Raw genomic sequence first — 23528 nt, 5'->3', positions numbered from 1 at the left:
ACCGCACGGGCACGCCTGCGGATCGCCTGCGCCTTCCCCGGCGATCCGGCAGCCCGGCCGCTGGCGCGCTGCGGCGCCACGGTGTCCCTGCGCATGTGACGCCGGCGTCCGGCGGCGCATGTCGATAGCCGTTTTTATTGGTTCGCTTTTGCCGGCCGCCCCCGCATAGTGGGCTCCTGATGGCTATAGACGGCAATGCCCCCCGGCGCCGCCGCCAACCAAGGAGACCCCCATGACGGCCGAACTTCTCGACAAGCCCTTGCACGCCGACCTCGAAGCGGCACGCCGCGCCGGCGCGGCCGCCGGCCTGCCCTATGCCGGCAGCGTCACGCCGCAACAGGCGTGGGCGCTGCACAGCGCCGGCGAGGCGGTGCTGGTGGACGTCCGCTCGGCGGAGGAACGCAAATTCGTCGGGCAGGTGCCCGGCACCCTGCACGTGGCCTGGGCCAGCGGCACCAGCCTGACGCGCAACCCGCGCTTCGTGCGCGAACTGGAAGCCAAGACCGGCAAGGAGGCCGCGATCGTGCTGCTGTGCCGCAGCGGCAAGCGCTCCGCGCTGGCCGCCGAGGCCGCGGCCAAGGCCGGCTTCACACAGGTCTTCAACGTGCTGGAAGGCTTCGAGGGCGACCTCGACGAGGCCGGCCAGCGCGGCACCCGCAACGGCTGGCGCTTCCACCGCCTGCCCTGGCTGCAGGACTGAGCCTGCCCGGCCGCGCCGGCTGGCGCGGCGGCCGCAGCGGTGGCGGCACCGCAGTAAACACTGCAGTAAGCACCGCAGCAGGCATCGCAGGAATCGACGCAAGGACCAACCAGACGGAGGAAGTGCTGTGACGGTGTTCGATGTGGCCAAGGTGGTCGACGACCTGCAGGATCTGCGCCAGCGCTGGCGCGAGGCGCAGCGGCGCTCGCTGGAACCCGGCGGGCGTGAGCTGCCGGCGCGCGAGACGCTGTCCCACATCATCGACACCCTGAAGGGGGTGCTGTTCCCGATGCGGCTGGGCCCGCCCGACCTGCGCCAGCAGACCGAGAACTTCTACGTCGGCCATGCGCTCGACGCCGCGCTGCACGGCCTGCTGGCGCAGGCCCGCCTGGAGCTGCACCACAAGGCGCGCCACGACAACGCCGACCCGGCCGGCATCGAAGCGCGCGCGGTCGCGGCGGTGCACGCGTTCGCCGGCCGGCTGCCGGCCATCCGCGTGCTGCTCGACAGCGATGTGCTGGCCGCCTACCACGGCGACCCCGCCGCGGGCAGCGTGGACGAGGTACTGCTGTGCTACCCGGGCATCCTCGCCATGATCCACCACCGCATCGCGCACGAACTGTACGGGCTCGGGCTGCCGCTGCTGGCACGCATCCTGTCGGAGCTGGCGCATGCGGCCACCGGCATCGACATCCATCCCGGCGCCCGCATCGGCGCGGGCTTCTTCATCGACCATGGCACCGGCGTGGTGATCGGCGAGACCGCCGTGATCGGCGACCGCGTGCGGGTCTACCAGGCGGTGACGCTGGGTGCCAAGCGCTTCCCGCGCGACGCCGCCGGGCACCTGGAGAAGGGCTACCCGCGCCATCCCATCGTCGAGGACGATGTGGTCATCTATGCCGGCGCCACCATCCTCGGACGCGTCACGCTCGGCCGCGGCGCGGTGATCGGCGGCAATGTGTGGCTGACCGAGAACGTGCCGGCCGGCGCGCACGTGACGCAGGCGGTGTCGCGCCACGAAACGCGCCACGAAACTCGCCATGAAGCGCGGCACGGCAGCGGCGATGGCGCGGCCGCGCATACCCTCGGCAACGCGGCCGGAGCACTGGCGGGGCCCTCGCCATGAGTGCGCTGATCCGCGACTTCGGCGCCCGGGTGCGCCGCCTGCGCGAGACCCACGCGTGGTCGCAGGAACAGCTGGCCGAGCGCGCCGGGCTCAACCGCTCCTACGTGGGCGAGATCGAGCGCGGCACCGTGATCGCATCCATCGTCACCGCGGAGAAGCTGGCGCGCGCCCTGCACGTGCCCATCGCGACACTGCTGCCCGGCGCCGCGCTGCTGTCCTGAGCGCGGCGGCGCCCCCCTCCGCGAGCGCCCGCTTGATGGCTATAGCATGTTGAGCCGCCGCGGCGCGCTCCCGATAATCCGTTTCGTCATAAGCATCTGTGTTCTTCTTCTAAGCCACCGGAGTCTCCCATGTCGACACAAGTGAGCGGCCAGACGGCGCTCGGCGACAACGCCGCAAGGCAACTTGCCAATGCCACCAAGACCGTCCCGCAGCTTTCCACCATCACGCCGCGCTGGCTCACGCACCTGCTGCAGTGGGTCCCGGTGGAAGCCGGCATCTACCGCCTGAACCGCGTCAAGGATCCGGAAGCCGTGCAGGCCACCTGCACCGCGCGCGAGGACGAGGGCGTGCTGCCGACCACCTTCGTGCCCTACGAAGAGCAGCCGCGCGAGTACTTCCTCAACGCGGTCAGCACCGTGCTGGACGTGCACACCCGCATCTCCGACCTCTACAGCAGCCCGCACGACCAGATCAAGGAGCAGCTGCGGCTCACCATCGAGACCATCAAGGAGCTGCAGGAAAGCCAGCTCATCAACAATGCCGACTACGGCCTGCTGGCCAACGTCGACGACAGCCAGCGCATCTTCCCGCTCACCGGCGCGCCCACGCCCGACGACATGGACGAACTGCTGAGCAAGGTGTGGAAGGAGCCCGCCTTCTTCCTCACCCACCCGCTGGCGATCGCCGCCTTCGGCCGCGAATGCACGCGGCGCGGCGTGCCGCCGCCCACGGTCAGCCTGTTCGGCTCGCAGTTCATCACCTGGCGCGGCATCCCGCTGATCCCGTCCGACAAGGTGCCGGTGGCCGACGGCAAGACCAAGATCCTGCTGCTGCGCGTGGGCGACAAGCGCCAGGGCGTGGTCGGCCTGTACCAGCCCGGCGTGGCCGGCGAGCAGGGCCCGGGCCTGTCGGTGCGCTTCATGGGCATCAACAACCAGGCCATCGCGTCCTACCTGATCTCGCTGTACTGCTCGCTGGCGGTGCACTCGCCCGACGCGCTGGCCGTGCTCGATGACGTGGAGATCGGCAAGTACCATGACTATGCAGACACCTACCGGTAATGCCGCCGCGGGCGGCGCGCTGCCGGAGGTGCCGGCAGCCACGCTGCCGGCCGGCCTGCCCGACCCCGCCACGCTGGCACGGCTGGCGGCCGGGTTCTTCCGCGCGCTGCCCGGCCACGCCGCCGCGCCCGAAGTGAACGCCGGCAGCGGCGCGGTGGGCGGCCTGCCCTCGGCGCTGCCGGCGGCCGCGCCGCTGCTGTCCTCGCTCAGCAACCCGGCCCCCGCCGGCTCGCCGCTGGCCGGGCCGGGCGGCAGTGGCACCGGCGTGCCCGGCCTGCCGCCGCAGGACGCGCTGCAGGGCCGCGTGCCCGGCGCCAACCTGCTGCCGGGCGCCCCCACGCACGTGCTGTCGCTGGGCAACCGCGCCCCCGCGCTGGTGCCGCACGGCACGGCGCAGAACGGCCTGCCCGACAACGTGGTGGCGATCGCGCCGGCGCTGGAGCCGCGTGCCGGCGGCACCGCGCTCGGCGTGCCCGAGGCCGACGGCCTGGGCGCCACCGCCGCGACGCCAGCCACGCCCTCGCCCTACTACTTCCTCGACCACGCCGCCCGCGGGCCTGCAACGACCGCGCCGGCCACCTTGCCGGGCACCACCGTCGACCCGCGCGCCTTCGGCCTGCCGGACGAGCACGCGCTGCGCGACCTGCTGCCGCTGCGGCGCTTCGAACCGTCCGCGGCGCCGGCCGCGGGCCACGGCCCGCACGCCCACTACGCGCTGGAAGAGGCACGCGCCGCCGCGCACCCGCGCGAAGCGCGGCGCGGCACACCGTTCGCGCCGGCGCGCCCGCCGTTCGACATCGAGGCCGTGCGGCGCGACTTCCCCATCCTGGCCGAACGCGTCAACGGCAAGCCGCTGGTGTGGTTCGACAACGCCGCCACCACGCACAAGCCGCAGGCGGTGATCGACCGCCTGGCCTACTTCTACGCGCACGAGAACTCCAACATCCACCGCGCGGCCCATGCGCTGGCCGGCCGCGCCACCGATGCCTACGAACACGCGCGTGAAACGGTGCGGGGCTTCATCGGCGCCGCCTCGCCCGAGGAGATCATCTTCGTGCGCGGCACCACCGAAGCGATCAACCTGATCGCCAACTCCTGGGGCGAGCAGAACATCGGCGCCGGCGACGAGATCATCGTCTCGCACCTGGAGCACCACGCCAACATCGTGCCGTGGCAGCAGCTGGCCGCGCGCAAGGGCGCCGTGCTGCGCGTGATCCCGGTGGACGACAGCGGCCAGGTCCTGCTGGATGCGTACCGCAAGCTGCTCGGCCCGCGCACGCGGCTGGTATCGGTGACGCAGGTCTCGAACGCGCTCGGCACCGTGGTGCCGGTGGCGGAGATCGTGGAGCTGGCCCACCGCGCCGGCGCGCTGGCCCTGGTCGACGGCGCGCAGTCGATCTCGCACCTGCGGGTCGACGTGCAGGCGCTGGACGCCGACTTCTTCGTCTTCTCGGGCCACAAGATCTACGGCCCGACCGGCATCGGCGTGGTCTACGGCAAGCGCGCGGTCCTCGAAGGCATGCCGCCCTGGCAAGGCGGCGGCAACATGATCGCCGACGTCACCTTCGAGCGCACGGTGTTCCAGCCGCCGCCGGCGCGCTTCGAGGCCGGCACCGGCAACATCGCCGATGCAGTCGGCCTGGGCGCGGCGCTCGACTACGTGTCGCGTCTCGGCATCGAGCGCATCGCGCACTACGAGCACGAACTGCTGGCCTACGCCACCAGCGTGCTGGCCCCGGTGCCCGGCGTACGCCTGGTCGGCACCGCGCGCGACAAGGCCAGCGTGCTGTCCTTCGTGCTGCACGGCTACACCACCGAGGAGGTCGGCCGCGCGCTCAACGAAGACGGCATCGCGGTGCGCTCCGGCCACCACTGCGCCCAGCCGATCCTGCGCCGCTTCGGCCTGGAAGCCACGGTGCGGCCCTCGCTGGCGTTCTACAACACCTGCGACGAGGTCGACGCGATGGTGGCCACGGTCCGGCGGCTGGCGGGACGGCGCCGCTGAGGGAGAGGCCGCGAAGGCGGGCGCGGCGGCGCGGGCGGCTCCCCGGGGCAGGGCGCCGGCGCGCCGCGCGCGCCTGGCCACGCCGCCCCCCGGCGCACGACTCCATCGAGGGAACGGCCCGGCGGGGCCATGAGATGATGCGCTCCCCCCCTCCCCCCCGGAAGTCAGGAAGCCAAACATGCAAGAGCAGGATCGCCAGGTGAGGGAACCCGCGCACGGCGAGCCCGGTCAAGCGGTGACGGCCGGCTAAGACCACGTCGGGGCCGGCTTGGAGCCGGGTCCGGCCCCAGCCGGCGGCGGCCGCGCGGTCCGCCGCGGCGTCCCGTTCCGGCAAGGAATCGTCCAGGGCGACTTCAGCCCGGAGCTCCGCGCGCCGTTATCCTTCGGATTGGTTCGATCTTGCGCCCTGCCGCCCGCCTTCCCCGGGGCGGCAGGCGCTTCCCGATGGATATCTCATGGATCACCCCGACCCCAGCCAGGGCCATGGCGCCGACGCGGAGGCACAGGCAGATTCCCTGCCGGCGGCCGGGCGGGAATCCGCCCTCGATCCGGCACGCATCAGCCTGGCGCTGCAGGACCTGGCCTGGCTGCAGTGCCGGGGCCAGCTGCTCGGGCGCGGCGGCGCGGCGATGTCGACCATCCTGCTCGGCGTCGATCCGGTGGCGCGGCTGTTTTTCTTCGAAGGCTGCCGCACGCCAGCCGAACAGGATTTCCTGCTGGCCTCGGGCGAGGTGCGGTTTTCCGCCCGGCTGCGCGACGTACCGATCGGCTTCCCGATCCTGAACCCGCGCACGGTGCGCTACCGGGGCGGGCTGGCCTGTGCCGCCGAATTCCCCACCCGGCTCGACTTCGACGAGCGCCGCGAGCAGCCGCGCGTGCAGATCGCGCCGGAGTACAACTTTTCCTGCACGCTGCCGGCGCGGGACGGGCGCGTGCAGCGGCTGGGCATCGACAACCTGTCGCAGACGGGCGTCGGCCTGCGCTCGAGCGCGGCGCAGCAGGACGTGCTGCCCACGGGTACCGTGGTGGAGCGCTGCGAACTGCACTTCGGCGTGCACGGCATGATGGAAGCAACATTGCAGGCCACCGGACACGGCATCATCCGGCGCCATGCGCTGGTCCAGCACCTGGTCGGCTGCCGCTTCCTCGCCCTGGACCCGGCGCAGCGGACCTTCCTGCAGCGCCTGGTCTACCGTTTCGAGACGGCCGGCCGCGAGATGTAGGCCTGCCGCACCGCGGGCCGGCGCCCGGCGGCCAATGCAGGGACTAGGTCGAGCCGCGCTCGACGACACGGAAACCGACATCCACCACCGCCGGCGCCACCGACTCTCCCCGGCAGCGCGCCAGCAGCAACTGCGCCGCCCGGGTGCCGATGCCGGCGCCGTCGACCTGCACCATGGTCAGCGACGGGCTCAGGTGCGCGATCCGGCCATCAGGCCCAAGCTGCTGGAGGCGGGCTTCGAGATCGTGGCCAACACGCCGGAGCAGTTCTCGGTCCTCCAGGCCGGTGAATTCGCGCGCTGGAAGAAGGTCGTCGAGGTCGGCAAGATCTCGGCGGACTGAGCGCGCGGCGGCCGGGCGCGCCAACCCGTCCTCAGTCCCCGGCCAGCTCCGCCAGGTGGGATGCCAGGCCGCCACCGCCGCCGGCGGCATTGACGTGCTCGAAGTAGCCGTACCACCCCGACGCCTCGATACCCGCCAGCAAGGCATCCCGGGCCGCCGCGTCAGCACAGCGCCAGATGCCCAGGTAGCGATGGCCCGCGGCACGCTCGACCCCGGCATCGGCCCGGCCCAGAGACAGGATCTCGATCCCGAGCGCTCCAAGGCCTTGCATGCCCTGGGCGATGCCGGCCAGGAAGCGCTCGCGCTGTTCCGGTGCCAGCGTCCGCCACGCCGGCTTCGGCGTGTACAGCTCGACGAGATAGTGATGGCCGGATGTGGTCATGTCGTTCTCCTTGTTGCGGTTCCGCGGTTCCGCGGTTGCGTTGTTGCGCTGCTGCGCTGCTGAGTTGCTGGGCCGATTCACGGCATCCCTACTTCACGTTGCGCAAGGCACGCTTGCAGATGCGCGCGGTGGCCTGCGCCGGGCTCTGTGCCGACCACTGCTCGCACAGCGCACTGACCCAGCGCGGCTGGTCCTTGGCCGCGTCGTTGAGCCAGTTGGCCACCGAGTCCTGCACATAACCTGACGGATCGGCCCGCAATGGCGACAACACCGGCAGGGCCATGGCGGGATCCTTCTTCAGCGGTGCCAGGTGCGCGCACCAGACACCGCGCGGACGCAGCGCCTCGCAGGCGAAGCGGCGCAGGCGCTCCGAGGGCAGCGAAGTCCATCCCGCCAGCCGCTCGATCGCGGCGGGCAGCGCCGCAGCCAGGTGAGGCCGCAGTGCCAGCCAGGCCCATTCGCGCACACCGAAGTGCGGATCGTCCGCCAGCTGACGGATCGCGTCCAGGCGCGCGTCCAGGTCCAGGCCGGGCTGCGCGCCGATCATGAAGCAGGACCAGCCCCGCACCGTGTCGGAGCCGTGCCGGGCGCAGGTGTCGATGCCGGCGCCTCCCAGTTCCGCCCACAGCAGGTCGGCGATGCAGCGCATGCGCTGCAGGATGCCCTGCCGGCACGCCATCCCGGCGGCCTCGTGCAAGGGCGGCGGCAGCGCCGGGAATACCGCGCCCAGCAAGCGCGCCTGGTCCACCGCCAGGCACTCCGCCAGCGTCGCGCTCTGCAACTCGCCGCGCGACAGGGCGGCAAGCACGTCGGGGGCGATATCGGCGGCGCGGCTCGCGCCCTTGCGGGTTGCCGCCGCGTTCGCCGCGTTCATGCGCCCCGCTCCGCCGTACGGGCGGCCAGGTCCGCTGCCACCTTGGCGAGCAGCGCCGAGAGCTGGTGCCGCTCCGGCTCGGACAGGCCGCCGAACAGGCCGGCGATCCAGCCGCCATGCTGCGCGAACACAGTCGCGGCCAGTTGCTTGCCCTTGCGCGTGAGCCGGACCTGCACGCCGCGACGGTCCTCGGCATCGGCCCGCCGCTCGACCAGGGCCTCGCGCTCCAGGCCATCGAGCAGGCCCGTGACCGTGGCGCGCGTCACGCCGGCCTGCTCGGCCAGCACCTTGGGCGCGATGCCCGCGCCGGCCGCGTCCAGCAGGAACAGCAGCACGAAGCGTCCTTCGGATAATCCATGCGGCGCCAGCATCGCCGCGCAATCGCGGTCGATCGCGGCGGCCAGCGACAGCGCCTGGAAACACAGGCGGATATTGTCCACGTCCGGCAGCCCACGGCGTTCCGCCTCGTCCAGCAGGGCCCGGTATTTTTGCTCAAGCTCAATCATAGTCGCCATATTATATGGCGCCTAATTACATGTCAAAGATCCGGCGCAGCTCGAGTACGACCTCGACCTGCAGAAAGCGGCAGCCTCGCATATCCGCGGCGAGGCGGCGGACGCCTGAGCCGGCACGCCGCGCCGGTCCGCTCCCCCAGGAAACTCCTGAACGGCAACCGCCAATCCGCGACAGTCTTGCGCGCACGTCCTGCCGATAATCGTCCCGCGATCGCATCCACGGCACGCCCCTTGCGCAGCCGGGCGCGATCCGCGCACAACGATATCGAGCATGGAGACCGCAATGCACACCCCAATCCCCGACGCCGAACTGCGCGCCCGCCGTGAGCGCATCGTGCTGGACCACTTCGCCGACGAGGTCCGGCAGGATTTCGACGCGGTGCTGTCGACCTTCCCGCACCCGCGCTACGAACTGATCGCCACCGGGCACGTCTTCGACGGCCATGACGATGTCCGGCGCTACTACGCGCAGAGCCGCCAGGCCTTCCCCGACCAGCGCAGCGAGATCATCCAGCTGCGCCACGCCGACGATGCCGTGGTGGTGGAGTTCTGGCTGCTCGGCACGCACCGGGGCAACCTGAACGGGCTGCCGCCCACCGGCAACCCGTTCCGCTGCCGCATGACGGCCTTCTTCCTGTTCGACGGCGACAGGCTGGCCTGCGAGCGCATCTACTACGACAGCCTGTCCATGCTGCGGCAACTGCTGGCCGGCCTGCCGGCCGAGCGCAGGCACCAGGCCATCGAGGCCTTGCTGGGCGACGCCCGGGCGCCCGCGACGGCCACCGCCTGAGCGGCATGTTCCCCACCGAAATCCGGAGACATCGACCATGACCCTGCCAGAAGCCACCACCCACCAGGATCGCCTGCTGACCCTCAATGTCGAGACGGCGCCGCGCCTGCCCACCGAAGTGCCGGGCGTGACCATCACGCCATTGTTCCTCGACCGCGAGAATGGCGTCTGGGTACTGTACGGCTGCTTCGCCCCCGGCACCGTGCTGCCGACGCATTTCCACACCGGTACCGTGCATTTCTACACGACCAAGGGACGGTGGAACTACGTGGAGTATCCCGGCGACCCGCAGACCGCCGGCAGCTACCTGTACGAGCCGGGCGGCTCGATCCACACCTTCTCGGTGCCGGCGGAGGCAAGCGAGGCGGCGGAGGGCATCATGGTCGTGCACGGCGCCAACATCAATTTCGTCGGCGGCGAATACCACAGCATCATGGACGCGGGCGCGATCGAAGCGGCGATCCTCGGCGCGGTGCAGGCCGGCATGATGCCGATGCCGCGCTATATCCGCCCCAGGGGCGGTGCGGAATTCTCGGTCGGCTGAGGCACCGGCCGGGATGCGAGCCCCGGCGCCGGCCCGACATCGAGCCAAGCCTCAGGCCAGGCGGCGCAAGGCCTCCTGGTCGAGCAGCGTGACACGCCCGTAGTCGAGCCGGAGCATCCCCTGCGCCTCCCATTCCTTGAGCTGGCGGTTCACGCTCTGCCGCGAGACGCCAAGCATCTGCCCCAGGTCTTCCTGCGACAGCCGCAGCGCCGCCGGCTCTTGCGGGACGCCCGTCGCGGACAGGTCGTGCGCATGCTTTGCCGCCAGCAGCCGGCGCGCCAGCCGCATGGGCAGCGGCAGCAGCATGGTCTCGTCGATCCACTCCAGTGCCCAGCGGTAGCGCCGGCAGACCAGGCGCATGAACTCCAGCAGGAAAGCCGGCCGCTCGTCGACGATCTCGTGGAAGGAAGTGGCCGGCACCATCAGCAGTTCGCTGTCGACCATCGCGCGCGCATCGTAGACACGCGGCGCATCGATGAAGAGCGACACCTCACCGAACCATTGGCCCGACTCCAGCATGCTGAGCACCGCCTCCTTGCCGCTGGCCGCGGTGACGCTGAAGCGGATCTGGCCCCGCTCCACGCAGAACAGCGCATCGGGCGACGAACCGTAGGTGAACAGCACGTCGCCCCGGGCCAGGCGCTTGCGGATGGCGTGCGCGCGCAGCAGGGCTTCCAGTTCCGGTGAGAGCAGTTCGGCAGGAGCACCTTCCGGCCTGGTGGTGGAGTGGTCTCGCATGGTGTCGGACGGCATCGCGCGACTTCGGGAAAACGACCGCTGCAATATACCAAGCCATCCCCGCGCCGCGGAATGGCCGGCGACGGCGAGAAGGGTATTCCCCCATCCGCGACTGCCAAAAGGCGACAGTGTCCCGCGCGCCCGCTGCCGACAATCGATGCGGGCGCGACAAGTCACACCGCTCGCCCGCGCCGATCGCCCGCAGCGATGGCATCCACCCGAGACAAGACCAGAACAGAACAGAACGGAGACATCCCCCAATGAGCCTCGCCACGCCAACAGGCGCACGCCTGCCCGCACCGGCCCATGCCGGCCCCACCGTGCCTGCCGTCCATGCCGCCCCGACGGGAGCGGCGCGATGAACGGGCGTACATCGATCCCGGCACGCGCGGGCGACGAGGCTGCGCTGTTCCACCGCATCGGCTGGCGGCTGCTGCCGGTGCTGTGCCTCTGCTATGTGTTCAACTACCTCGACCGCACCAACGTCGGCTATGCGCAGTTGCAGATGAAGGAACAGCTGGCCTTCAGCGATGCCGTGTTCGGCCTGGGCGCAAGCCTCTTCTTCGTCGGCTACGCGGTGTTCGAGGTGCCGAGCAACCTGCTGCTGGCGCGCATCGGCGTGCGCGCGACGCTGCTGCGCATCCTGTGCCTGTGGGGCCTGGCCTCGGCGGCGATGATGTTCGTGCGCACGCCGACGCAGTTCTACGCACTGCGCTTCCTCATCGGCGTGTTCGAGGCCGGCTTCGCGCCGGGCGTGCTCTACTACCTGACGCTGTGGTTCCCGCGCCGCCGGCTGGCGCAAGCCACCGCGCTGTTCTTCATGGCGTTCAGCGTGGCGCCGATCCTGGCCGGTCCGATGGCCGGCGCGATCATGACCTACCTCGATGGCGCCGCCGGCCTGCGCGGCTGGCAATGGCTCTATCTGCTGGAGGGCATCCCCTGCGTGCTGCTGGGCATCGTGGCCTTCCGCACGCTGCCGGACCGGCCCGCCGAGGCCGCCTGGCTGCACGAGGCCGACAAGGCAAGGCTGCAGGCACTGCTGCGCGCGGACTCGCCCGCGCCGCCGGCCGATGCCCACAGCGGCCTCGGCGCCGCCATGCGCGATGCGCGCGTCTGGGTACTGGGCTTCGTCTCCTTCCTGCTGATCCTCGGCATCTACGCGCTCGCCTTCTGGCAACCGACCATGCTCAAGGGCATGGGGCTGACAGTGATGCAGGTCGGCCTCTACGCCATCGTGCCCGCCACTACCGGCGTGATCGCCTCGCTCCTCGTCGGCCGGCACTCGGACCGCACCGGCGAGCGCCGCTGGCACTTCGCCGCGGGCGCCCTCGCCGGTGCTGCCGGCCTGATGCTGACCACGCGCTTCCAGCACGATGCCTTGCCGGCGATCCTGTGCCTCGCGCTGGCCGCGGCCGGCACCTCCAGCGCGTTCACCGTGCTGTGGTCCATGCCGGGCAGCCTGCTGTCGGGACGCAGCGCGGCCGCCGGCATCGCCATCGTCAGCACGGTCGGCGGCAGCGCGGGCATGGTGGCGCCGGTGGCGGTCGGCGCCATCAAGGCGGCGACCGGCGGCTTCACGTTGAGCCTGCTGTTGCTCAGTTCGGCCCTGGTGCTTGCCGCGTTGATCTTCGTACTGTATTTCCGCCCCGGCCGGCCGGCGATGAGCGGGCCTCGCCGGGCGGAAACGGCCTGATCAAAGGGCGTCAGCGCGCGGCCGCAGCCGGCGGCGGCGCGCACGACTCGCGCACCACGAGATGCGGCGTCAAGCTGACCTCCCGGCGCGCAGGCGCGGCGCCTTCCTTGCCCTGTGCCGCGCCGTCGATGGCACGCAGCACCATCTCGGCGGACGACGTGCCTGCCGCCTCCAGGTCCCAGCTCACCGCGGTGATGGCCGGCGAGAAGAGCTGCGGCAGGTCACCGTCGCCGATGCAGATCAGGCTGACATCGCGCGGCACGCGCAGTCCGCTCTGCTTGAGCGCCTGCAGCACGCCGGAGAGGATGCGCGTGCCGAGGCAGAGAAAGGCAGTGGGACGTGCCGGCGCCGACAGCAGGGCCAGCGCATCGCTGAACGAGAGATCCATGGCCGAACGGCTGGTACGCACCAGCGCCTCATCGGCCGGCAGGCCGCGCTCGGCGAGGGCCGCGCGGTAGCCCTCGATGCGCTCGCGCCCGGGGCGCAGCGCGCCATCGGACGACATCAGCGCGATGCGGGTGTGGCCGAGATCCAGCAGGTAGCGCGTGGCCTCGCCGGCACCACGGCGATGATCGACGTGCACGCCGGCGCCGTGCGCGCCGAAGTCGCGGTCCAGTGCCACCACCGGCAGGTCGCGCGCGATCTGTTCGAGATAGGCCGGCCGCTCTTCCTCGCACGGTCCCAGGATCAGGCCGTCCACGCGGCGCCGGCGGAACAGGTCCACCATCATCCGCTCCTGTGCCTTGCTGTTGTGCGTGTTGCCGACCACCATGGCGTAGCCCTCGCGCTGCAGGCGGGTCTCGACCGCGGTGATGATGCGGCCGTAGAGCGGGTTGGCGAGGTCCGAGACCAGCACGCCAATGACGCCGGAAGTGCCGGTGCGCATGCTCTGCGCGATCGGGTCGGGCGCGTAGGCGAGCGCCTTGGCAGCACGCTCGACCGCCTGTACCGCGGCTTCGCTGACCGGCCCGCTGCGGTTGAGCGCGCGCGAAGCGGTGCCGACGGAAACGCCGGCGGCGCGGGCGACGTCTCGGATCGTGACCCGCGCGGGCGGGTCGGCGCGTTGGCTGCGCGGTGGACTGCTCATATCGTGCTCAGGGGCCGGTGGGCGGTTGCCGGGGATTCTTGGAGGGGAGAGACTGGCCTGGCGCAGCTCGGGGGCCATGTCTTGCCCGGCCGGCCATTATCGCCGAAGCGGCTGCGCAGGCCGATGCGGTTGCGCGGGCGATGCCCGGTCCACTGAACTAGTCCACGGAATCGCTGAAATCGGTCGGTACCTGCCATGCCAATTCAATGATTCAGTGGTCTAGTAGACCGCCCGTCCGCCACTGATATCGAACACCGCGCCCGTGCTGAAGCTGCATGACGGGGAGCACAACCAGGCCGCCATCTCCGCCACCTCCTCGACGCGCACGAAGCGCTGCATGGGCACGCGCTCCAGCAGGCGCTGGCGCAGCAGCTCGCGCTGCGCCGCGTCGTGCGTGCCGAAGATCTCGGTATCGGCCGCGCTCGGCGTGATGCAGTTGAGCAGCACGCCGCTGGCCGCCAGCTCCTTGCCCAGGCTCTTGGTCAGAGAGATCAGCGCCGCTTTCGAGGCCGCGTAGGCACCGGCGAAGGGATTGCCTTCCTTGCCGGCGATCGAGGCCACGTTGACCACGCGCCCCCAGCCGTCGGCCACCATCATTGGCACCACGGCCTGCACGCAGTGCAGCGCGCCCAGCACATTGATGTCGAAGACGCGCTGCCATGCAGCGGGAGCCACCTGTACGGTGGGACCGTTCGGCCCCAGGATGGCCGCGTTGTTCACCAGCAGGGCGGGCCGGCCGAGCGCGGCGACGGTGTCATCCAGCGCGGCCCGCACCTGTGCGGCGCTGCTGATGTCGACCGCCACCGCGGCCACGGCGCGATGCTGCGCACGCAACACGGCGGCGGCCGCTTCCACGGCCGCGGGGTCGAGGTCCCACAAGGCCACGGCATGGCCCTCGGCGGCGAGCCGGCCGGCGATCGCCAGCCCGATGCCGCGCGCCGCGCCCGTGACCACGGCCACCCTTGGCACCGGCACCGGTGCGAGGACCCGCTCGGCAGGCGCGCTCATCGTGCCACTCCGATGCGGCGGATCGGCTCGCTGCCGTCCCAGCCCTGCGCTGCCTGCGCGATCATGGCGAAGTACTCGCCCTTGCCGCCCGCCATCTCCGAGATCTCGACGATATTGCCCGGCAGGTCCGGATGCACGTAGTAGGCAAAGCGCCCGCGCGCGCCCATGCGCCCGCCGTGGCCCTCGACATAACCGCGCGCGCGCAGCGCAGCGCCATCGGCATCGAAGCCGTCGTCGGTCCAATAGGCGATGTGCTGCATGCCCTCGGCGCCGCGCGCGAGCGAATCCAGGTAGAGCGAGGGCGCATCGTTGCGCTGCTGGATCAACTCGATCTGCACGCCGCCGGAGTTGGCCAGCGCGATCGACAGCGCCGGCAATGCCGACGGCGCGCCGTAGTAGCGGAACTCCGTGGTGCCGACCTCTTCCTTGTAGAACCAGGGCCCCACGCCCAGCACCTCGCTCCAATGCCGCATCGCCTTCTCGATGTCGTGCACCACGTAGCCGATCTGGCGTACCGCGCCGAACCGCAGGCTCATTCCGCTCTCCTTGTCCGATGGTCTGATGTGATATGGAAACGATTCCATTCAAGCAGTCTAGAGGAATTGCGAGGTACTGTTTTCCTAGCGTTAACCATGATTGTTATGTCATCAATGGTCGCCGAGACTCTTATGGAAACGTTTCCACTATTTTAAAAAAGAAGACCCTGGAGCCGAGGCTGCCACCCCAGCCGGAGCGGGAGACGTTCCCCCACCCCCCCGCCTGGAAGGGGTGCCGCCCGAAGGAGACAAGCATGAGACAGCCCCACCCGGCCACCGGCTGCGCGCGCCGCCTCGCCGGCCCGCTGCGCACCTGGCTGCCCGCCGTGGCCGCCGCGCTGCTGGCGGTGCCGGCCGCGCCGGCCGCCGCGGCCGGCACCGCCGGCTACCCCGAACGCCCCATCCGCATGCTGCTGCCATTCGCCGCCGGCGGCGGCGGCGATATCCTCGGCCGCTTCCTGGCCGAGCGCTTCGCGCTCCAGCTCAAACAGCCGGTGGTGGTGGAAAACCGGCCCGGCGCCGCCGGCACCATCGGCACCCATGCGGTGGCCACCGCGGCTCCGGACGGCTACACCATCATGATCGGCGGCATGTCGACGCATCCGCTGGCACCGGCCGTCTACTCCCGGCTGCCCTACGACCCGGTCAAGGATTTCCAGAGCCTGGGCACCATCGGCAGCTCGTCCATCGTGATGCTGGCGGCCAATCCCTTTCCTGCCGACAACCTCAAGGAACTGGCGGCGCTGGCCCGCAAGCAGGCCGCGCCCATGCAGTACGCGAGCTGGGGCGCGGGCTCGACCGGCCACTTCTGCGGCGAGGTGCTCAGCCAGAAAGCCGGCATCCCGATGCAGCACGTGCCCTACAAGGGCACCTCGCAGATCATCACCGACCTGCTCGGCAACCACATCCCGCTGGCCTTCGTCGACATGGTCACCGCCACGCCTTTCGTCAAGGACGGCAAGCTCAAGGCACTGGCGGTCTGCACGCGGCGCTCGCCCAGCCTGCCGCAGGTGGCCAGCTACAAGGAACAGGGCATCGACTTCGACCGCGAACTGAGCTGGGCCATGTACGTGCCGGCGAAGACGCCCAGGCCCATCGTCGACAAGCTCTCCGCGGTGCTGGAGACCACGCTGAAGGATCCCGACGTGATCGGCAGGCTGCTGGCGCTCGGCATCACCGCCAGGTACGCCTCCGGCGCGCAGCAGCAGGAGAACAACGCGCGCGATATCCCCGCCTGGAAGGCCATCGCGCAACAGGCGCACATCTCGCTCGATTGAAGCGCCGCGCCACCACACCCATGCGGGCAGGCCTTGCGCCCGCCCGCAGGCTTCAGCATCCCCCTCCACGGAAAGGAACGCCACATCATGTCCAACCCGCTGAACGACGCCCGCCTGCAGACCGTGCGGGACCATATGGCCCTCGAATGCGTGCATGACTGGGACGCCGTCATCGGCACCTTCGCGCATCCGCGTTACGAGATGCACGGCAGTGGCCTGGTCTACGACGGCGAAGAGGCGGTGCGCGGCTACTTCGCCGCCTCGCGCGCCGCCTTCCCCGACCTGAGCAACGAGATCATCGCCATCGCCGCCGCCGGCGACACGGTGCTGGTCGAGTTCTGGCTGCAGGGTACCCACCTCGGCCCGCTGCAGGCCGCCGGCAGGACCTTCGCGCCGACCGGGCGCACCTTCCGCGTGCGCATGGCCGCCACCTTCGAATTCGCCCCCGGTTCCGACAAGATCGTGTGCGAGCGTCCCTACACCTCGGCCGACGCCAAGCTGCGCGCGCTCGGGCTGCTGTAAGGCGCGCCCGGCGCCCTGCGCAAGGAAGGCTCTGCCGGCAGCGCGATGGACGGCACCCGCCGCGGCCACGGGACTGTCGGCGCTTGCCGGGCAGCCACGGGAGACGGAAGAGGCGCGCGTGGTGCGCCGGGCCGGGCCCGCCTACAATCGAAGCGGCCCGCCCCGGCGTCGGCACCGATCCGCGGCGCGATGGCAGAGGCGCTGCGCGCCGCCGGCGGCATGCAGCGCGCCCGTTCCAGATCCGCAACCAGGTGAAAGATGTCCGCCGAACTCGTCATCGATCTCTTGCACGAAGCCGCCTACGGCACCCTCGCCACCCACTCGACCAGCGCGCCCGGGTATCCCTATGCGACGGTGGTGCCCTATGTCACCGACGCGGCCCATCGTCCGGTCCTCTGCCTCAGCGCGCTGGCCGAGCACACCCGCAACCTGCTGGCCGATCCGCGCGCGAGCCTGTCGGTCCTGCAGCCGGGCGCCGCCGACGTCCAGACCGCGAGCCGGCTGACGCTGCTGGGCGAGGCCGAGCGGATCGAGCCGGACGGCGGCCTGCGCGCGCGCTACCTGCGCTATGCGCCGAACACCGAGGCGCTGCTCTCGCTCGACTTCCACTTCTACCGCCTCAACGCGCGCCGCGTGCGGTATATCGCCGGCTTCGGCCGCATGGGCTGGGTCGAGCAGGCCGAACTCGATGCGCTGCCGGGCCTGGACGCCGGCGTGGAAGCGGACCTGCTCGCCACGCTGGCCACGCAGGTGCCGGATGGTGTATGCGTGCTCGGCCTGGATGCCTGCGGCATCGACCTGGCCGTCGGGGGGCAGCGCGTCAGGGAACGCTTCGCAGAGCGTCCGCTGCAGCCCGAGGCGATCGCCGGCGCCGCGCGCGACATCCTCGCCCGCCCGCGCTGACGGCCGCGGACCGCGAAGCGACACCCGCCCTCGCCGCAGCGCGGCGTCCTCAAGATGCGATCCGGCCGGCCGATAACCGAGCGGGATGCCCGGCCTTGCGCGCAACGGTAGCCCCTCACGCCGGCAAAGGCTGCCGGCCCTCCCGAACATCTGGCATCAAGGTATGGCAAAGAGAATGTTGACGGCAGCCGCGTGTGGCGCTGCCATGGTCTGGCTGCAGGGCTGCACGGTGGCCCCGACGCCGCAGGAGAAGGCCGCGAGGCTGGCTTCGACACTGAACGTCTACGAGGACAACCGCATCGCCTACCAGGCCCGCGGCGGTTCCTGGAGCAGCTGGGGCTGGAGCAAGGACAAGCAGGCGGTGCTGGCGCTCGAGATGCGCGGCCAGGCCTACAACGCCCGCGACATCGCCCGCGTCACGGTGGTGGAAGTGCGCCCCAGCCGCAGCACCACCTACCGCGTCACCCTGGTACTGAAATCCGGGCAGAGCATCACCGACGACGTCGACTTCAATGGCAACAACGTGGCTTGGCTGGCCTGCGATACGCGCAAGGCCTGCACGCAGCGCTCCCCGTTCGGCAGCAGCGATTACCGGCGCGACCTGGGCGGGATACTTACCGCCATCACGGATGCCGACCTGACGCGCAGCGAGCCGGGCCGCGCTCCCGGCTCCGATCTGATGAACGACTACCGTGCCATTCCGAGCGCGGGCAGCAATCTGCGTGAAGTGGTGTTCCTGGACGAGCCGGGCAAGGCCGAGCTCGTGGCGAAGCTGGACCGCCTGGACGAGCGCTGGAAGCAGGTGCTGCAGCGCCGCGAGCAGCAGCAGGCGGCCGAGCGCGCCGCGCGCCAGGCGCGCGAGGAAGCGATCCAGAAGGAAGCCGCGCAGATGCGCGCGCGCGTGCGTATCGGCACCCAGACCAACTGCGGTGCGGTGTTCGAGGTACGCCTGCCGATGGTCGGCGTGCAGACCATGAATGGCATGCAGTTCCTCCCGCTGTCACAGCTCTACGGGCCCAGCGCGAACTGCCGCTTCGTCAACGGGCAGTACGTCGGGCGCTAGTGCCTAGCGTTGATGTCGGGCGTTGGCGCCGGCGTCAGAGTGGTGCAGGCTGGGCCGGCGCCTTCGCCGCCGGCGCGGAGGCGGCCGGTTGCTTCTTGTCGGCGGCGGCGCTGTAGGCGAAATACCTGGCCTTGGCATTCTTGGCCCAGTAGGCCACGGTGAACTGCCGGCCATCGCGCGCGGAGAGCAATTCCAGGCTGCCGTTGGCGGCCGTCCACTCGGCATAGCCGTTCTGTGCGCCGGACTCGGTCTTGCGCTTCGCCTCGTAGCGGCCATCCAGCTTGCCGCTCACCTCGTCCAGCACCGTGCGCTCGAAGGTCAGCGTCACCAGGGCCACGTTGTCCTGGTCGTCGCAGTTGACGATGGCGCGGGTCAGGCCCGGCAGGTTGAAGCGGGCCAGGTTCTTGATCTCGATCGCGTCGCCGCCGGCCCAGGGCGTCTTGCCGCTGCGCACGTGGTTCTGCGTGGAGGTCAGGCGCGCGCACTTGGTCTTGCCGAGTTCCAGGCCGAGCGGTGCCGCCACGTTGCCGGCGACGGCGGCCGAGGCGGCCGAGGCGACGGCGCCCCTGGCCGGCGCGGCGGTGCCGGCCGCATTGCCTGCCGCACGACCGGTCGCATTGGCGGTCGCATTGCCAACCGTGTTACCGGCGGCATGGCCGGTGGCGGCCTGGGCCAGCGAGGTGGCGAGCACGGCGGCGAGGAAAAATGCCTTCTTCATTCGGGAACATCTCCAATCGGTATCCGCAGGATTTTACGGCCTCGGCGCCGCACGGCTTGAGTGAAGCCGTCCGGCGCCGCGCCGGCCCGATGTTCCGATGCCCGGATGCCCCGCCCGAAGCGGATGCGTCCCGCCCGCAGTGCCGTCAGGCCTGCTGCGGATCGTAGAGCTTTTCCTTGATGCAGAGCGCCGGCAGCAGGCCGCACAGGAAGTAGGCACCGCCCATCACCAGGAAGCCGAGCCCGATCGACCCGTCGGTCGCGATGAAGCCGATCGCCGCCGGAGCGATCGCCGCGCCGAGGCGGCCGACGTTATAGGCACCGCCCACCGCCGAACCGCGGATGCTGGCCTCGAAGCTCTCCGTCATGTAGGTAGCGTTCACGCCGTACGGAATGCCGTAGAGAAAGCCGAAGATCGTCATCAGGTAGACGATGTTCGCCGGCGAGTGATACAGCACGATGACCGGCAGGAAGACCGCCGAGCCGAACGCGCCGATGGCGAACACCGCGCGGCGGCCAAACCTGTCGGCCAGCCATCCGGCCGCGATCTTGCCGAAGATCATCGCCAGGTAGGTGCCCACCATATAGCCGGTCATCGAGGAGAACTTCACGTGCAGTTCCTTCTCGAGGTAGGTCGGCATCCAGTTGTTGACGCCGTAGTAGCCGAACTGCAGCAGGCCCGCCGTGAGCGACCACAGCAGGAACATGCGGCGATGCGCCGGATTGCCGAAGATGCGCTGCATCGCGCTCGGCCCGGCGTTGCCGCGGCGCCGCGCGAGATCGCCCCTGGCGCGCGCGGCGAGGTAGCTCGCGGGCTCGGGGATATAGCGCTGCATCAGCACCGCCAGCACCACCGGCACGATGGCGAGGAAGAACAGCCAGCGCCAGCCGAAGGACGGCAGGATCCAGCCGGCCAGCAGCGTCGCCACCACGTAGCCGACCGACCAGCCGGCCTGGAGCGTGCCGAGCACCGTGGTGCGGCGCGCCGTGGGCACGTATTCGGCCATCAGCGTGTTGCACACCACGTACTGCGCGCCGAGGCCGAGCGAGGCGATGAAGCGGAACACCGCGAACTGCCAGAAGTCATGGGTCAGGCCGAGCGCCGCCGTGCCGAGCGAGAAGACGAGGATGGTCCAGACCACCGTGCGCACGCGGCCGAAGCGGTCGGCGGCCCAGCCGCCATAGATGCCGCCGAAGGCCATGCCCGCCAGCGTGATGCTGCCGAGCGCCCCCGCCTGCACGTTGGACAGGCCGAACTCCTGCTTGAGGCTGGACAGGCTATAGGACAGGAACATCAGGTCGGCGCCATCGACCATCAGCCCGAGAAAGGCGAAAACGAACACCGCGATCCATACCCGGTCGCGTGCGGCCAGTTCGCGCTGGCCGGTCAAACCCACTTCCATCTACTCCTCCAAAGGACGCGCCTGCCTCCCGATCGGCCAGATCCAGCGGATCCGACGATGCGGGCGGACTGCGGCACGTGTCATCACCATGACCCGGCGGCGGGACCGGTACGCGTGCGGCGTCCGTTCCTCTGCTGCGGGCGGCGCCCCGCCTCCGCCCTGCCCGCACGGGGCAAGGGGCTGCCAGGAGGCGCCGATCGCCTGCTGTCCTGCACTGCTGCGCGTGTCACCGGCCCAGGGCCGTGCCCACGCGCTTGACCAGCGCCACGAGGCGCGGGCCGATCTCGTTCTCCAGCATCTCGCGGCTGACCACGAAGGCCGGGCCGCCGCAATTGAATGCCATGCGGGTGCCATCCGGCGCGGTGAACGGCACGCCGACGCTGGCGATGTCCTTGTCCCAGTCGCCGACCGACAGGCAGAAGCCGCGCTCCGCGTATTCCTGCCGGGCCTGCTCCAGCCCTTGGCGGATACGCGGCCACGCCTCGGCGTCCTGCAGGCGCACCTGTTCCAGCACCTCGTCGCGCTCGGCGTCGCCGGCCGCGGCCAGGTAGGCGCGCCCCATCGACGTGGTGGCGATCGGCAGGCGCACGCCGATCCCGCGCATCACCGTGATCGGCGCGCTGCTGCGTACCCATTCGATGTAGACCACCGAGAGCCGGTCACGCACGCCGATCGACACCGAGGCGCGCGCGTGCTCGGCCAGCTCCTGCATCAGCGGCCGCGCCACGTCGCGGATGTCGAGGTTCGACAGCATCGCGTAGCCGAGCGACAGCACGCCCGTGCCGAGGCTGTACTTGCCCAGCGCCTCGCTGTAGCGCAGGTAGCCCAGCTTGGCCAGCGTGCCCGCCAGCCGCGCCACCGTGGCCTTCGGCAGGCCCGCGCGGCGCGCCAGCTCCGACAGGCCGAGGTGGCGCTCGCCCGCGCCGAAGCAACGCAGCAGTTCCAGTCCGCGCGCCAGCGCGGTGACGAACTGGCGGTCCTTGTCCGCGGCGTCGTCGAAACGGGTGATGTCCCGCTGCTCGTAGTTCGGCTTCGGCGCCGCCTCGGCGCCACGTCGGCGGCCACCCGCCACCCGGCTGCCGGTGGATCCCTTGCTTGGACCGGATGCTGTCATAGCGAAAAACTCCATGTCAACGAATTTCAATTTTCGGTTCGCATAGCGGACCATCATAACGGAGACACTGCCGCGAAGGAAATGCCTGCGAATGCCGGCGTATATCGATCCATCCCGCAACAATAGGTCCGATAACCATCGAAATAGGCAATATTAAGGCGAAACCCCGCTATCCATGTGCTGCAGCCTCCATGCGATGGAGGCGCTGGCGCAGCCCTTAGAACAATGAATGGTCCGCAATGCGGACCGAAATGGGGAGCAAGAAAATGTGTGGGGGAAGAAGGCCTGCCACGAAGGCAGCTGGCCCGATGGGTCTTGCGCGAACGGAAGAAGCGGAAGACCCGGCAGGCTAGTTCCCGAGCCTGCGCCGGGGCTTTGCGGCGGCGGTGCGCGCCGGCGGCTTGTCCTGGCGCGGGGCGGGCACCAGGTCGATGCTGCGGCCGGCCTCATGGCCGCCGTCACCGTCGGTGAGGTCGTGGGTCACGTCGAGCACGAAGCGGTCGGCGCGATAGAGGTAGAGGCCGGCATAGGCGATGCGCCCGTCGCGCGCAGTCCACCAGCGCCGGACGCGCACCAGCATGTCGGCCATGCTGCAGTCTGCGCCGCCGGCCAGCAGGTCGGCCGTTTCCTGGTCGGCATAGGCGGCGGTGATTTCCTGGCGGGCCTTGTCCAGCGGGATGCGGTTGTACTGGCGGACCAGGTAGCCGATCTTGTGCCGCTCGTCGCTGCCCGCCGGGAAGCGCGCATAGGTTTCCCGCGCGACATAGCTATCCATCACGCCGTAGGGCTCGCCGTCGTGCAGGTGCAGGGCGCGGATGCGCAGATAAGGCGGGTGCTCGGGCTGGCCGGTGCGCAGCGCCGCGGGCAAGGCGTCGACCGGCTCGCGCAGCAGCACACGGATGGCCTGGCCCGGCGCCAGGCGCAGCGGGTCATTGATGGCGTGGCGCAAGCGTTCGTTGTCCGCCGGCGAGACCACGTCGGCGGTGACGAAGGTGCCGCGGCCCTGGGCACTGCTCACCAGTCCCTCGTCGCTCAGGCGGGCCAGCGCCTGGCGCACGGTGATGGTACCCACGCCGTGAGCGGCGCACAGTTCCGGGATGGTCGGCAGCTGGTCGCCGCGCTTCCATTCGCCCTGCAGGATGCGTCCTCGCAGCAGGCTGGCGATCTGGAGGTAGAGGGCGACACCCTTGCGCCCGGACTTCTGCAATGTGCTCAAGATCACAAGCTCCCGGATTCACGCCTGGGCGCCGCCGCCGGCCGGATTCCCGGCCTGCCGGCGCGCCGGCAGGCTGCTGCGGACGGGACCGGCAGGGCGCAAGCGCCCCGGGTCACGCTCAGGCCTTGGCGACGACGCGCAGGCCCAGCGGCTCGCCGCCGGCCACGATAGCCAGCAGGCGATCGACGTTCGGGTGTGCGCCCGGGCGGTTGCGCGCGTCGGCGGTGTGCTCGGCGAACACGGCGAGGCCGTGTTCGGCCGCCTTGGCGTCGAGCGCGCCGAAGGCCTGCTGCAGGTAGTGGTACACGGCCAGCGAGCCCTGCTTGCCCGGCACGTTCTCGATGCTGGCGCTCACCGCGCCGCCGGCGTCGACCAGTTCGATGCGCTCGATGCCGTCGATGGCGGGAAGCTGGGCGAGGTTGTCCTTGAACACATGGCTCGGCTGGATCACTGCAGTCACTGAATTCAC

The 23528-nt window shown here is 70.5% G+C and carries 27 protein-coding genes; 14 read left to right on the top strand and 13 right to left on the bottom strand.

Annotation, left to right across the window (positions count from 1 at the left end; all coding sequences use genetic code 11):
* Window positions 1–232: 232 nt before the first annotated feature.
* From BKK80_RS22555 to BKK80_RS22530, 6 genes are all read left to right on the top strand, one after another.
* The gene (locus BKK80_RS22555; protein ID WP_071016892.1) at window positions 233–700 is read left to right on the top strand and encodes a rhodanese-like domain-containing protein; all 468 of its coding nucleotides are present in this window, start codon (window positions 233–235) and stop codon (window positions 698–700) included.
* A 127-nt stretch (window positions 701–827) separates the two neighbouring features.
* The gene (gene epsC / locus BKK80_RS22550; RefSeq protein WP_084085239.1) at window positions 828–1826 is read left to right on the top strand and encodes a serine O-acetyltransferase EpsC; all 999 of its coding nucleotides are present in this window, start codon (window positions 828–830) and stop codon (window positions 1824–1826) included.
* Complete coding sequence (locus BKK80_RS22545; RefSeq protein WP_071016894.1) at window positions 1823–2047, top strand: helix-turn-helix domain-containing protein; 225 nt, start codon at window positions 1823–1825, stop codon at window positions 2045–2047. Before epsC ends, BKK80_RS22545 begins: the two co-directional genes overlap by 4 nt.
* Before the next feature lie 129 nt (window positions 2048–2176).
* Window positions 2177–3109 carry a family 2A encapsulin nanocompartment shell protein gene (locus BKK80_RS22540; protein WP_071016896.1) on the top strand — a complete coding sequence of 311 codons (933 nt, stop codon included), beginning with the start codon at window positions 2177–2179 and terminating at the stop codon, window positions 3107–3109.
* The gene (locus BKK80_RS22535; RefSeq protein WP_071071383.1) at window positions 3084–5114 is read left to right on the top strand and encodes a family 2A encapsulin nanocompartment cargo protein cysteine desulfurase; all 2031 of its coding nucleotides are present in this window, start codon (window positions 3084–3086) and stop codon (window positions 5112–5114) included. Before BKK80_RS22540 ends, BKK80_RS22535 begins: the two co-directional genes overlap by 26 nt.
* A 455-nt stretch (window positions 5115–5569) precedes the next feature.
* Complete coding sequence (locus BKK80_RS22530; RefSeq protein ID WP_071016899.1) at window positions 5570–6337, top strand: flagellar brake protein; 768 nt, start codon at window positions 5570–5572, stop codon at window positions 6335–6337.
* Window positions 6338–6380: 43 nt separating this feature from the next.
* On the opposite strand, the gene BKK80_RS37535 is transcribed toward BKK80_RS22530, so the two are convergent.
* Complete coding sequence (locus tag BKK80_RS37535) at window positions 6381–6512, bottom strand: hypothetical protein (RefSeq protein WP_236903985.1); 132 nt, start codon at window positions 6510–6512, stop codon at window positions 6381–6383.
* 18 nt (window positions 6513–6530) lie between these two features.
* Here BKK80_RS37535 and BKK80_RS37530 point away from each other — a divergent pair, with 18 nt between their 5' ends.
* Entirely contained in the window at window positions 6531–6677 is a 147-nt protein-coding gene (locus BKK80_RS37530) for a hypothetical protein (protein ID WP_335582973.1), read from the top strand.
* 31 nt (window positions 6678–6708) lie between these two features.
* On the opposite strand, the gene BKK80_RS22525 is transcribed toward BKK80_RS37530, so the two are convergent.
* The 3 genes from BKK80_RS22525 to BKK80_RS22515 form a co-directional block, all read right to left on the bottom strand.
* The gene (locus BKK80_RS22525; protein WP_071016901.1) at window positions 6709–7059 is read right to left on the bottom strand and encodes a DUF6616 family protein; all 351 of its coding nucleotides are present in this window, start codon (window positions 7057–7059) and stop codon (window positions 6709–6711) included.
* 88 nt (window positions 7060–7147) lie between these two features.
* Window positions 7148–7933, bottom strand: a complete 786-nt coding sequence (locus tag BKK80_RS22520; RefSeq protein ID WP_071071381.1) for a DNA alkylation repair protein — start codon at window positions 7931–7933, stop codon at window positions 7148–7150.
* Window positions 7930–8436 carry a MarR family winged helix-turn-helix transcriptional regulator gene (locus tag BKK80_RS22515; RefSeq protein WP_071021858.1) on the bottom strand — a complete coding sequence of 169 codons (507 nt, stop codon included), beginning with the start codon at window positions 8434–8436 and terminating at the stop codon, window positions 7930–7932. Before BKK80_RS22515 ends, BKK80_RS22520 begins: the two co-directional genes overlap by 4 nt.
* A 295-nt stretch (window positions 8437–8731) precedes the next feature.
* Between BKK80_RS22515 and BKK80_RS22510 the strand changes: the two genes are divergently transcribed.
* Both BKK80_RS22510 and BKK80_RS22505 read left to right on the top strand, forming a co-directional pair.
* Window positions 8732–9238: an ester cyclase gene (locus tag BKK80_RS22510; protein WP_071071379.1), complete on the top strand. Its 507-nt coding sequence runs from the start codon at window positions 8732–8734 to the stop codon at window positions 9236–9238.
* Window positions 9239–9275: 37 nt separating this feature from the next.
* A complete protein-coding gene (locus tag BKK80_RS22505; RefSeq protein WP_071039419.1) occupies window positions 9276–9782 on the top strand; it encodes a 2,4'-dihydroxyacetophenone dioxygenase family protein in 507 nt (168 codons plus the stop codon).
* 51 nt (window positions 9783–9833) lie between these two features.
* Here BKK80_RS22505 and BKK80_RS22500 read toward each other — a convergent pair whose 3' ends face one another.
* Window positions 9834–10520 (bottom strand): Crp/Fnr family transcriptional regulator, encoded by a 687-nt coding sequence (locus tag BKK80_RS22500; RefSeq protein ID WP_071021861.1) that lies wholly within the window; start codon window positions 10518–10520, stop codon window positions 9834–9836.
* A gap of 358 nt (window positions 10521–10878) precedes the next feature.
* On the opposite strand from BKK80_RS22500, the gene BKK80_RS22495 reads away from it, so the two are divergent.
* Window positions 10879–12213, top strand: coding sequence for an MFS transporter (locus tag BKK80_RS22495; RefSeq protein ID WP_071071377.1), 1335 nt, complete (start codon window positions 10879–10881; stop codon window positions 12211–12213).
* 10 nt (window positions 12214–12223) lie between these two features.
* On the opposite strand, the gene BKK80_RS22490 is transcribed toward BKK80_RS22495, so the two are convergent.
* From BKK80_RS22490 to BKK80_RS22480, 3 genes are all read right to left on the bottom strand, one after another.
* Window positions 12224–13300 (bottom strand): LacI family DNA-binding transcriptional regulator, encoded by a 1077-nt coding sequence (locus BKK80_RS22490; RefSeq protein WP_071016909.1) that lies wholly within the window; start codon window positions 13298–13300, stop codon window positions 12224–12226.
* A 219-nt stretch (window positions 13301–13519) separates the two neighbouring features.
* Window positions 13520–14308 carry an SDR family NAD(P)-dependent oxidoreductase gene (locus BKK80_RS22485; RefSeq protein WP_071071375.1) on the bottom strand — a complete coding sequence of 263 codons (789 nt, stop codon included), beginning with the start codon at window positions 14306–14308 and terminating at the stop codon, window positions 13520–13522.
* Complete coding sequence (locus BKK80_RS22480) at window positions 14305–14844, bottom strand: VOC family protein (RefSeq protein WP_071016913.1); 540 nt, start codon at window positions 14842–14844, stop codon at window positions 14305–14307. Before BKK80_RS22480 ends, BKK80_RS22485 begins: the two co-directional genes overlap by 4 nt.
* Before the next feature lie 254 nt (window positions 14845–15098).
* Between BKK80_RS22480 and BKK80_RS22475 the strand changes: the two genes are divergently transcribed.
* The 4 genes from BKK80_RS22475 (at window position 15099) to BKK80_RS22460 (ending at window position 18609) form a co-directional block, all read left to right on the top strand.
* Complete coding sequence (locus BKK80_RS22475) at window positions 15099–16121, top strand: Bug family tripartite tricarboxylate transporter substrate binding protein (protein WP_084545702.1); 1023 nt, start codon at window positions 15099–15101, stop codon at window positions 16119–16121.
* Window positions 16122–16208: 87 nt separating this feature from the next.
* Complete coding sequence (locus BKK80_RS22470) at window positions 16209–16643, top strand: ester cyclase (protein WP_071071373.1); 435 nt, start codon at window positions 16209–16211, stop codon at window positions 16641–16643.
* 258 nt (window positions 16644–16901) lie between these two features.
* A complete protein-coding gene (locus BKK80_RS22465) occupies window positions 16902–17546 on the top strand; it encodes a HugZ family pyridoxamine 5'-phosphate oxidase (protein WP_071071371.1) in 645 nt (214 codons plus the stop codon).
* A gap of 205 nt (window positions 17547–17751) precedes the next feature.
* Window positions 17752–18609, top strand: a complete 858-nt coding sequence (locus BKK80_RS22460) for a hypothetical protein (RefSeq protein WP_071071369.1) — start codon at window positions 17752–17754, stop codon at window positions 18607–18609.
* A 34-nt stretch (window positions 18610–18643) separates the two neighbouring features.
* Here BKK80_RS22460 and BKK80_RS22455 read toward each other — a convergent pair whose 3' ends face one another.
* The 5 genes from BKK80_RS22455 to BKK80_RS22435 all read right to left on the bottom strand — a co-directional run bounded on the left by BKK80_RS22455 (window position 18644) and on the right by BKK80_RS22435 (window position 23510).
* A complete protein-coding gene (locus tag BKK80_RS22455; protein WP_236903922.1) occupies window positions 18644–19327 on the bottom strand; it encodes a hypothetical protein in 684 nt (227 codons plus the stop codon).
* Window positions 19328–19472: 145 nt separating this feature from the next.
* Entirely contained in the window at window positions 19473–20729 is a 1257-nt protein-coding gene (locus tag BKK80_RS22450) for an MFS transporter (protein ID WP_071016923.1), read from the bottom strand.
* 226 nt (window positions 20730–20955) lie between these two features.
* Complete coding sequence (locus BKK80_RS22445; RefSeq protein ID WP_083384712.1) at window positions 20956–21843, bottom strand: IclR family transcriptional regulator; 888 nt, start codon at window positions 21841–21843, stop codon at window positions 20956–20958.
* 349 nt (window positions 21844–22192) lie between these two features.
* On the bottom strand, window positions 22193–23059 hold the full coding sequence (locus BKK80_RS22440) for a GntR family transcriptional regulator (protein ID WP_156811395.1): 867 nt from the start codon (window positions 23057–23059) through the stop codon (window positions 22193–22195).
* 118 nt (window positions 23060–23177) lie between these two features.
* Window positions 23178–23510 carry a DUF2322 family protein gene (locus tag BKK80_RS22435; RefSeq protein ID WP_071016927.1) on the bottom strand — a complete coding sequence of 111 codons (333 nt, stop codon included), beginning with the start codon at window positions 23508–23510 and terminating at the stop codon, window positions 23178–23180.
* Between the last annotated feature and the right edge of the window lie 18 nt (window positions 23511–23528).

Origin of the sequence: Cupriavidus malaysiensis, from assembly GCF_001854325.1 — a bacterium.
Taxonomy (GTDB): domain Bacteria; phylum Pseudomonadota; class Gammaproteobacteria; order Burkholderiales; family Burkholderiaceae; genus Cupriavidus; species Cupriavidus malaysiensis.
This window is presented reverse-complemented; position numbering and strand designations above follow the sequence as displayed.

What these genes read in the sequence shown, in the direction of transcription:
- BKK80_RS22555 (WP_071016892.1), top strand. Translation starts at nt 233, where the DNA reads ATGACGGCCGAACTTCTCGACAAGCCCTTGCACGCCGACCTCGAAGCG.
- BKK80_RS22545 (WP_071016894.1), top strand. Translation starts at nt 1,823, where the DNA reads ATGAGTGCGCTGATCCGCGACTTCGGCGCCCGGGTGCGCCGCCTGCGC.
- BKK80_RS22540 (WP_071016896.1), top strand. Translation starts at nt 2,177, where the DNA reads ATGTCGACACAAGTGAGCGGCCAGACGGCGCTCGGCGACAACGCCGCA.
- BKK80_RS22535 (WP_071071383.1), top strand. Translation starts at nt 3,084, where the DNA reads ATGACTATGCAGACACCTACCGGTAATGCCGCCGCGGGCGGCGCGCTG.
- BKK80_RS22530 (WP_071016899.1), top strand. Translation starts at nt 5,570, where the DNA reads ATGGATCACCCCGACCCCAGCCAGGGCCATGGCGCCGACGCGGAGGCA.
- BKK80_RS37535 (WP_236903985.1), bottom strand. Translation starts at nt 6,512, where the DNA reads ATGGTGCAGGTCGACGGCGCCGGCATCGGCACCCGGGCGGCGCAGTTG.
- BKK80_RS22525 (WP_071016901.1), bottom strand. Translation starts at nt 7,059, where the DNA reads ATGACCACATCCGGCCATCACTATCTCGTCGAGCTGTACACGCCGAAG.
- BKK80_RS22520 (WP_071071381.1), bottom strand. Translation starts at nt 7,933, where the DNA reads ATGAACGCGGCGAACGCGGCGGCAACCCGCAAGGGCGCGAGCCGCGCC.
- BKK80_RS22510 (WP_071071379.1), top strand. Translation starts at nt 8,732, where the DNA reads ATGCACACCCCAATCCCCGACGCCGAACTGCGCGCCCGCCGTGAGCGC.
- BKK80_RS22505 (WP_071039419.1), top strand. Translation starts at nt 9,276, where the DNA reads ATGACCCTGCCAGAAGCCACCACCCACCAGGATCGCCTGCTGACCCTC.
- BKK80_RS22500 (WP_071021861.1), bottom strand. Translation starts at nt 10,520, where the DNA reads ATGCGAGACCACTCCACCACCAGGCCGGAAGGTGCTCCTGCCGAACTG.
- BKK80_RS22495 (WP_071071377.1), top strand. Translation starts at nt 10,879, where the DNA reads ATGAACGGGCGTACATCGATCCCGGCACGCGCGGGCGACGAGGCTGCG.
- BKK80_RS22490 (WP_071016909.1), bottom strand. Translation starts at nt 13,300, where the DNA reads ATGAGCAGTCCACCGCGCAGCCAACGCGCCGACCCGCCCGCGCGGGTC.
- BKK80_RS22485 (WP_071071375.1), bottom strand. Translation starts at nt 14,308, where the DNA reads ATGAGCGCGCCTGCCGAGCGGGTCCTCGCACCGGTGCCGGTGCCAAGG.
- BKK80_RS22480 (WP_071016913.1), bottom strand. Translation starts at nt 14,844, where the DNA reads ATGAGCCTGCGGTTCGGCGCGGTACGCCAGATCGGCTACGTGGTGCAC.
- BKK80_RS22475 (WP_084545702.1), top strand. Translation starts at nt 15,099, where the DNA reads ATGAGACAGCCCCACCCGGCCACCGGCTGCGCGCGCCGCCTCGCCGGC.
- BKK80_RS22470 (WP_071071373.1), top strand. Translation starts at nt 16,209, where the DNA reads ATGTCCAACCCGCTGAACGACGCCCGCCTGCAGACCGTGCGGGACCAT.
- BKK80_RS22465 (WP_071071371.1), top strand. Translation starts at nt 16,902, where the DNA reads ATGTCCGCCGAACTCGTCATCGATCTCTTGCACGAAGCCGCCTACGGC.
- BKK80_RS22460 (WP_071071369.1), top strand. Translation starts at nt 17,752, where the DNA reads ATGGTCTGGCTGCAGGGCTGCACGGTGGCCCCGACGCCGCAGGAGAAG.
- BKK80_RS22455 (WP_236903922.1), bottom strand. Translation starts at nt 19,327, where the DNA reads ATGAAGAAGGCATTTTTCCTCGCCGCCGTGCTCGCCACCTCGCTGGCC.
- BKK80_RS22450 (WP_071016923.1), bottom strand. Translation starts at nt 20,729, where the DNA reads ATGGAAGTGGGTTTGACCGGCCAGCGCGAACTGGCCGCACGCGACCGG.
- BKK80_RS22445 (WP_083384712.1), bottom strand. Translation starts at nt 21,843, where the DNA reads ATGACAGCATCCGGTCCAAGCAAGGGATCCACCGGCAGCCGGGTGGCG.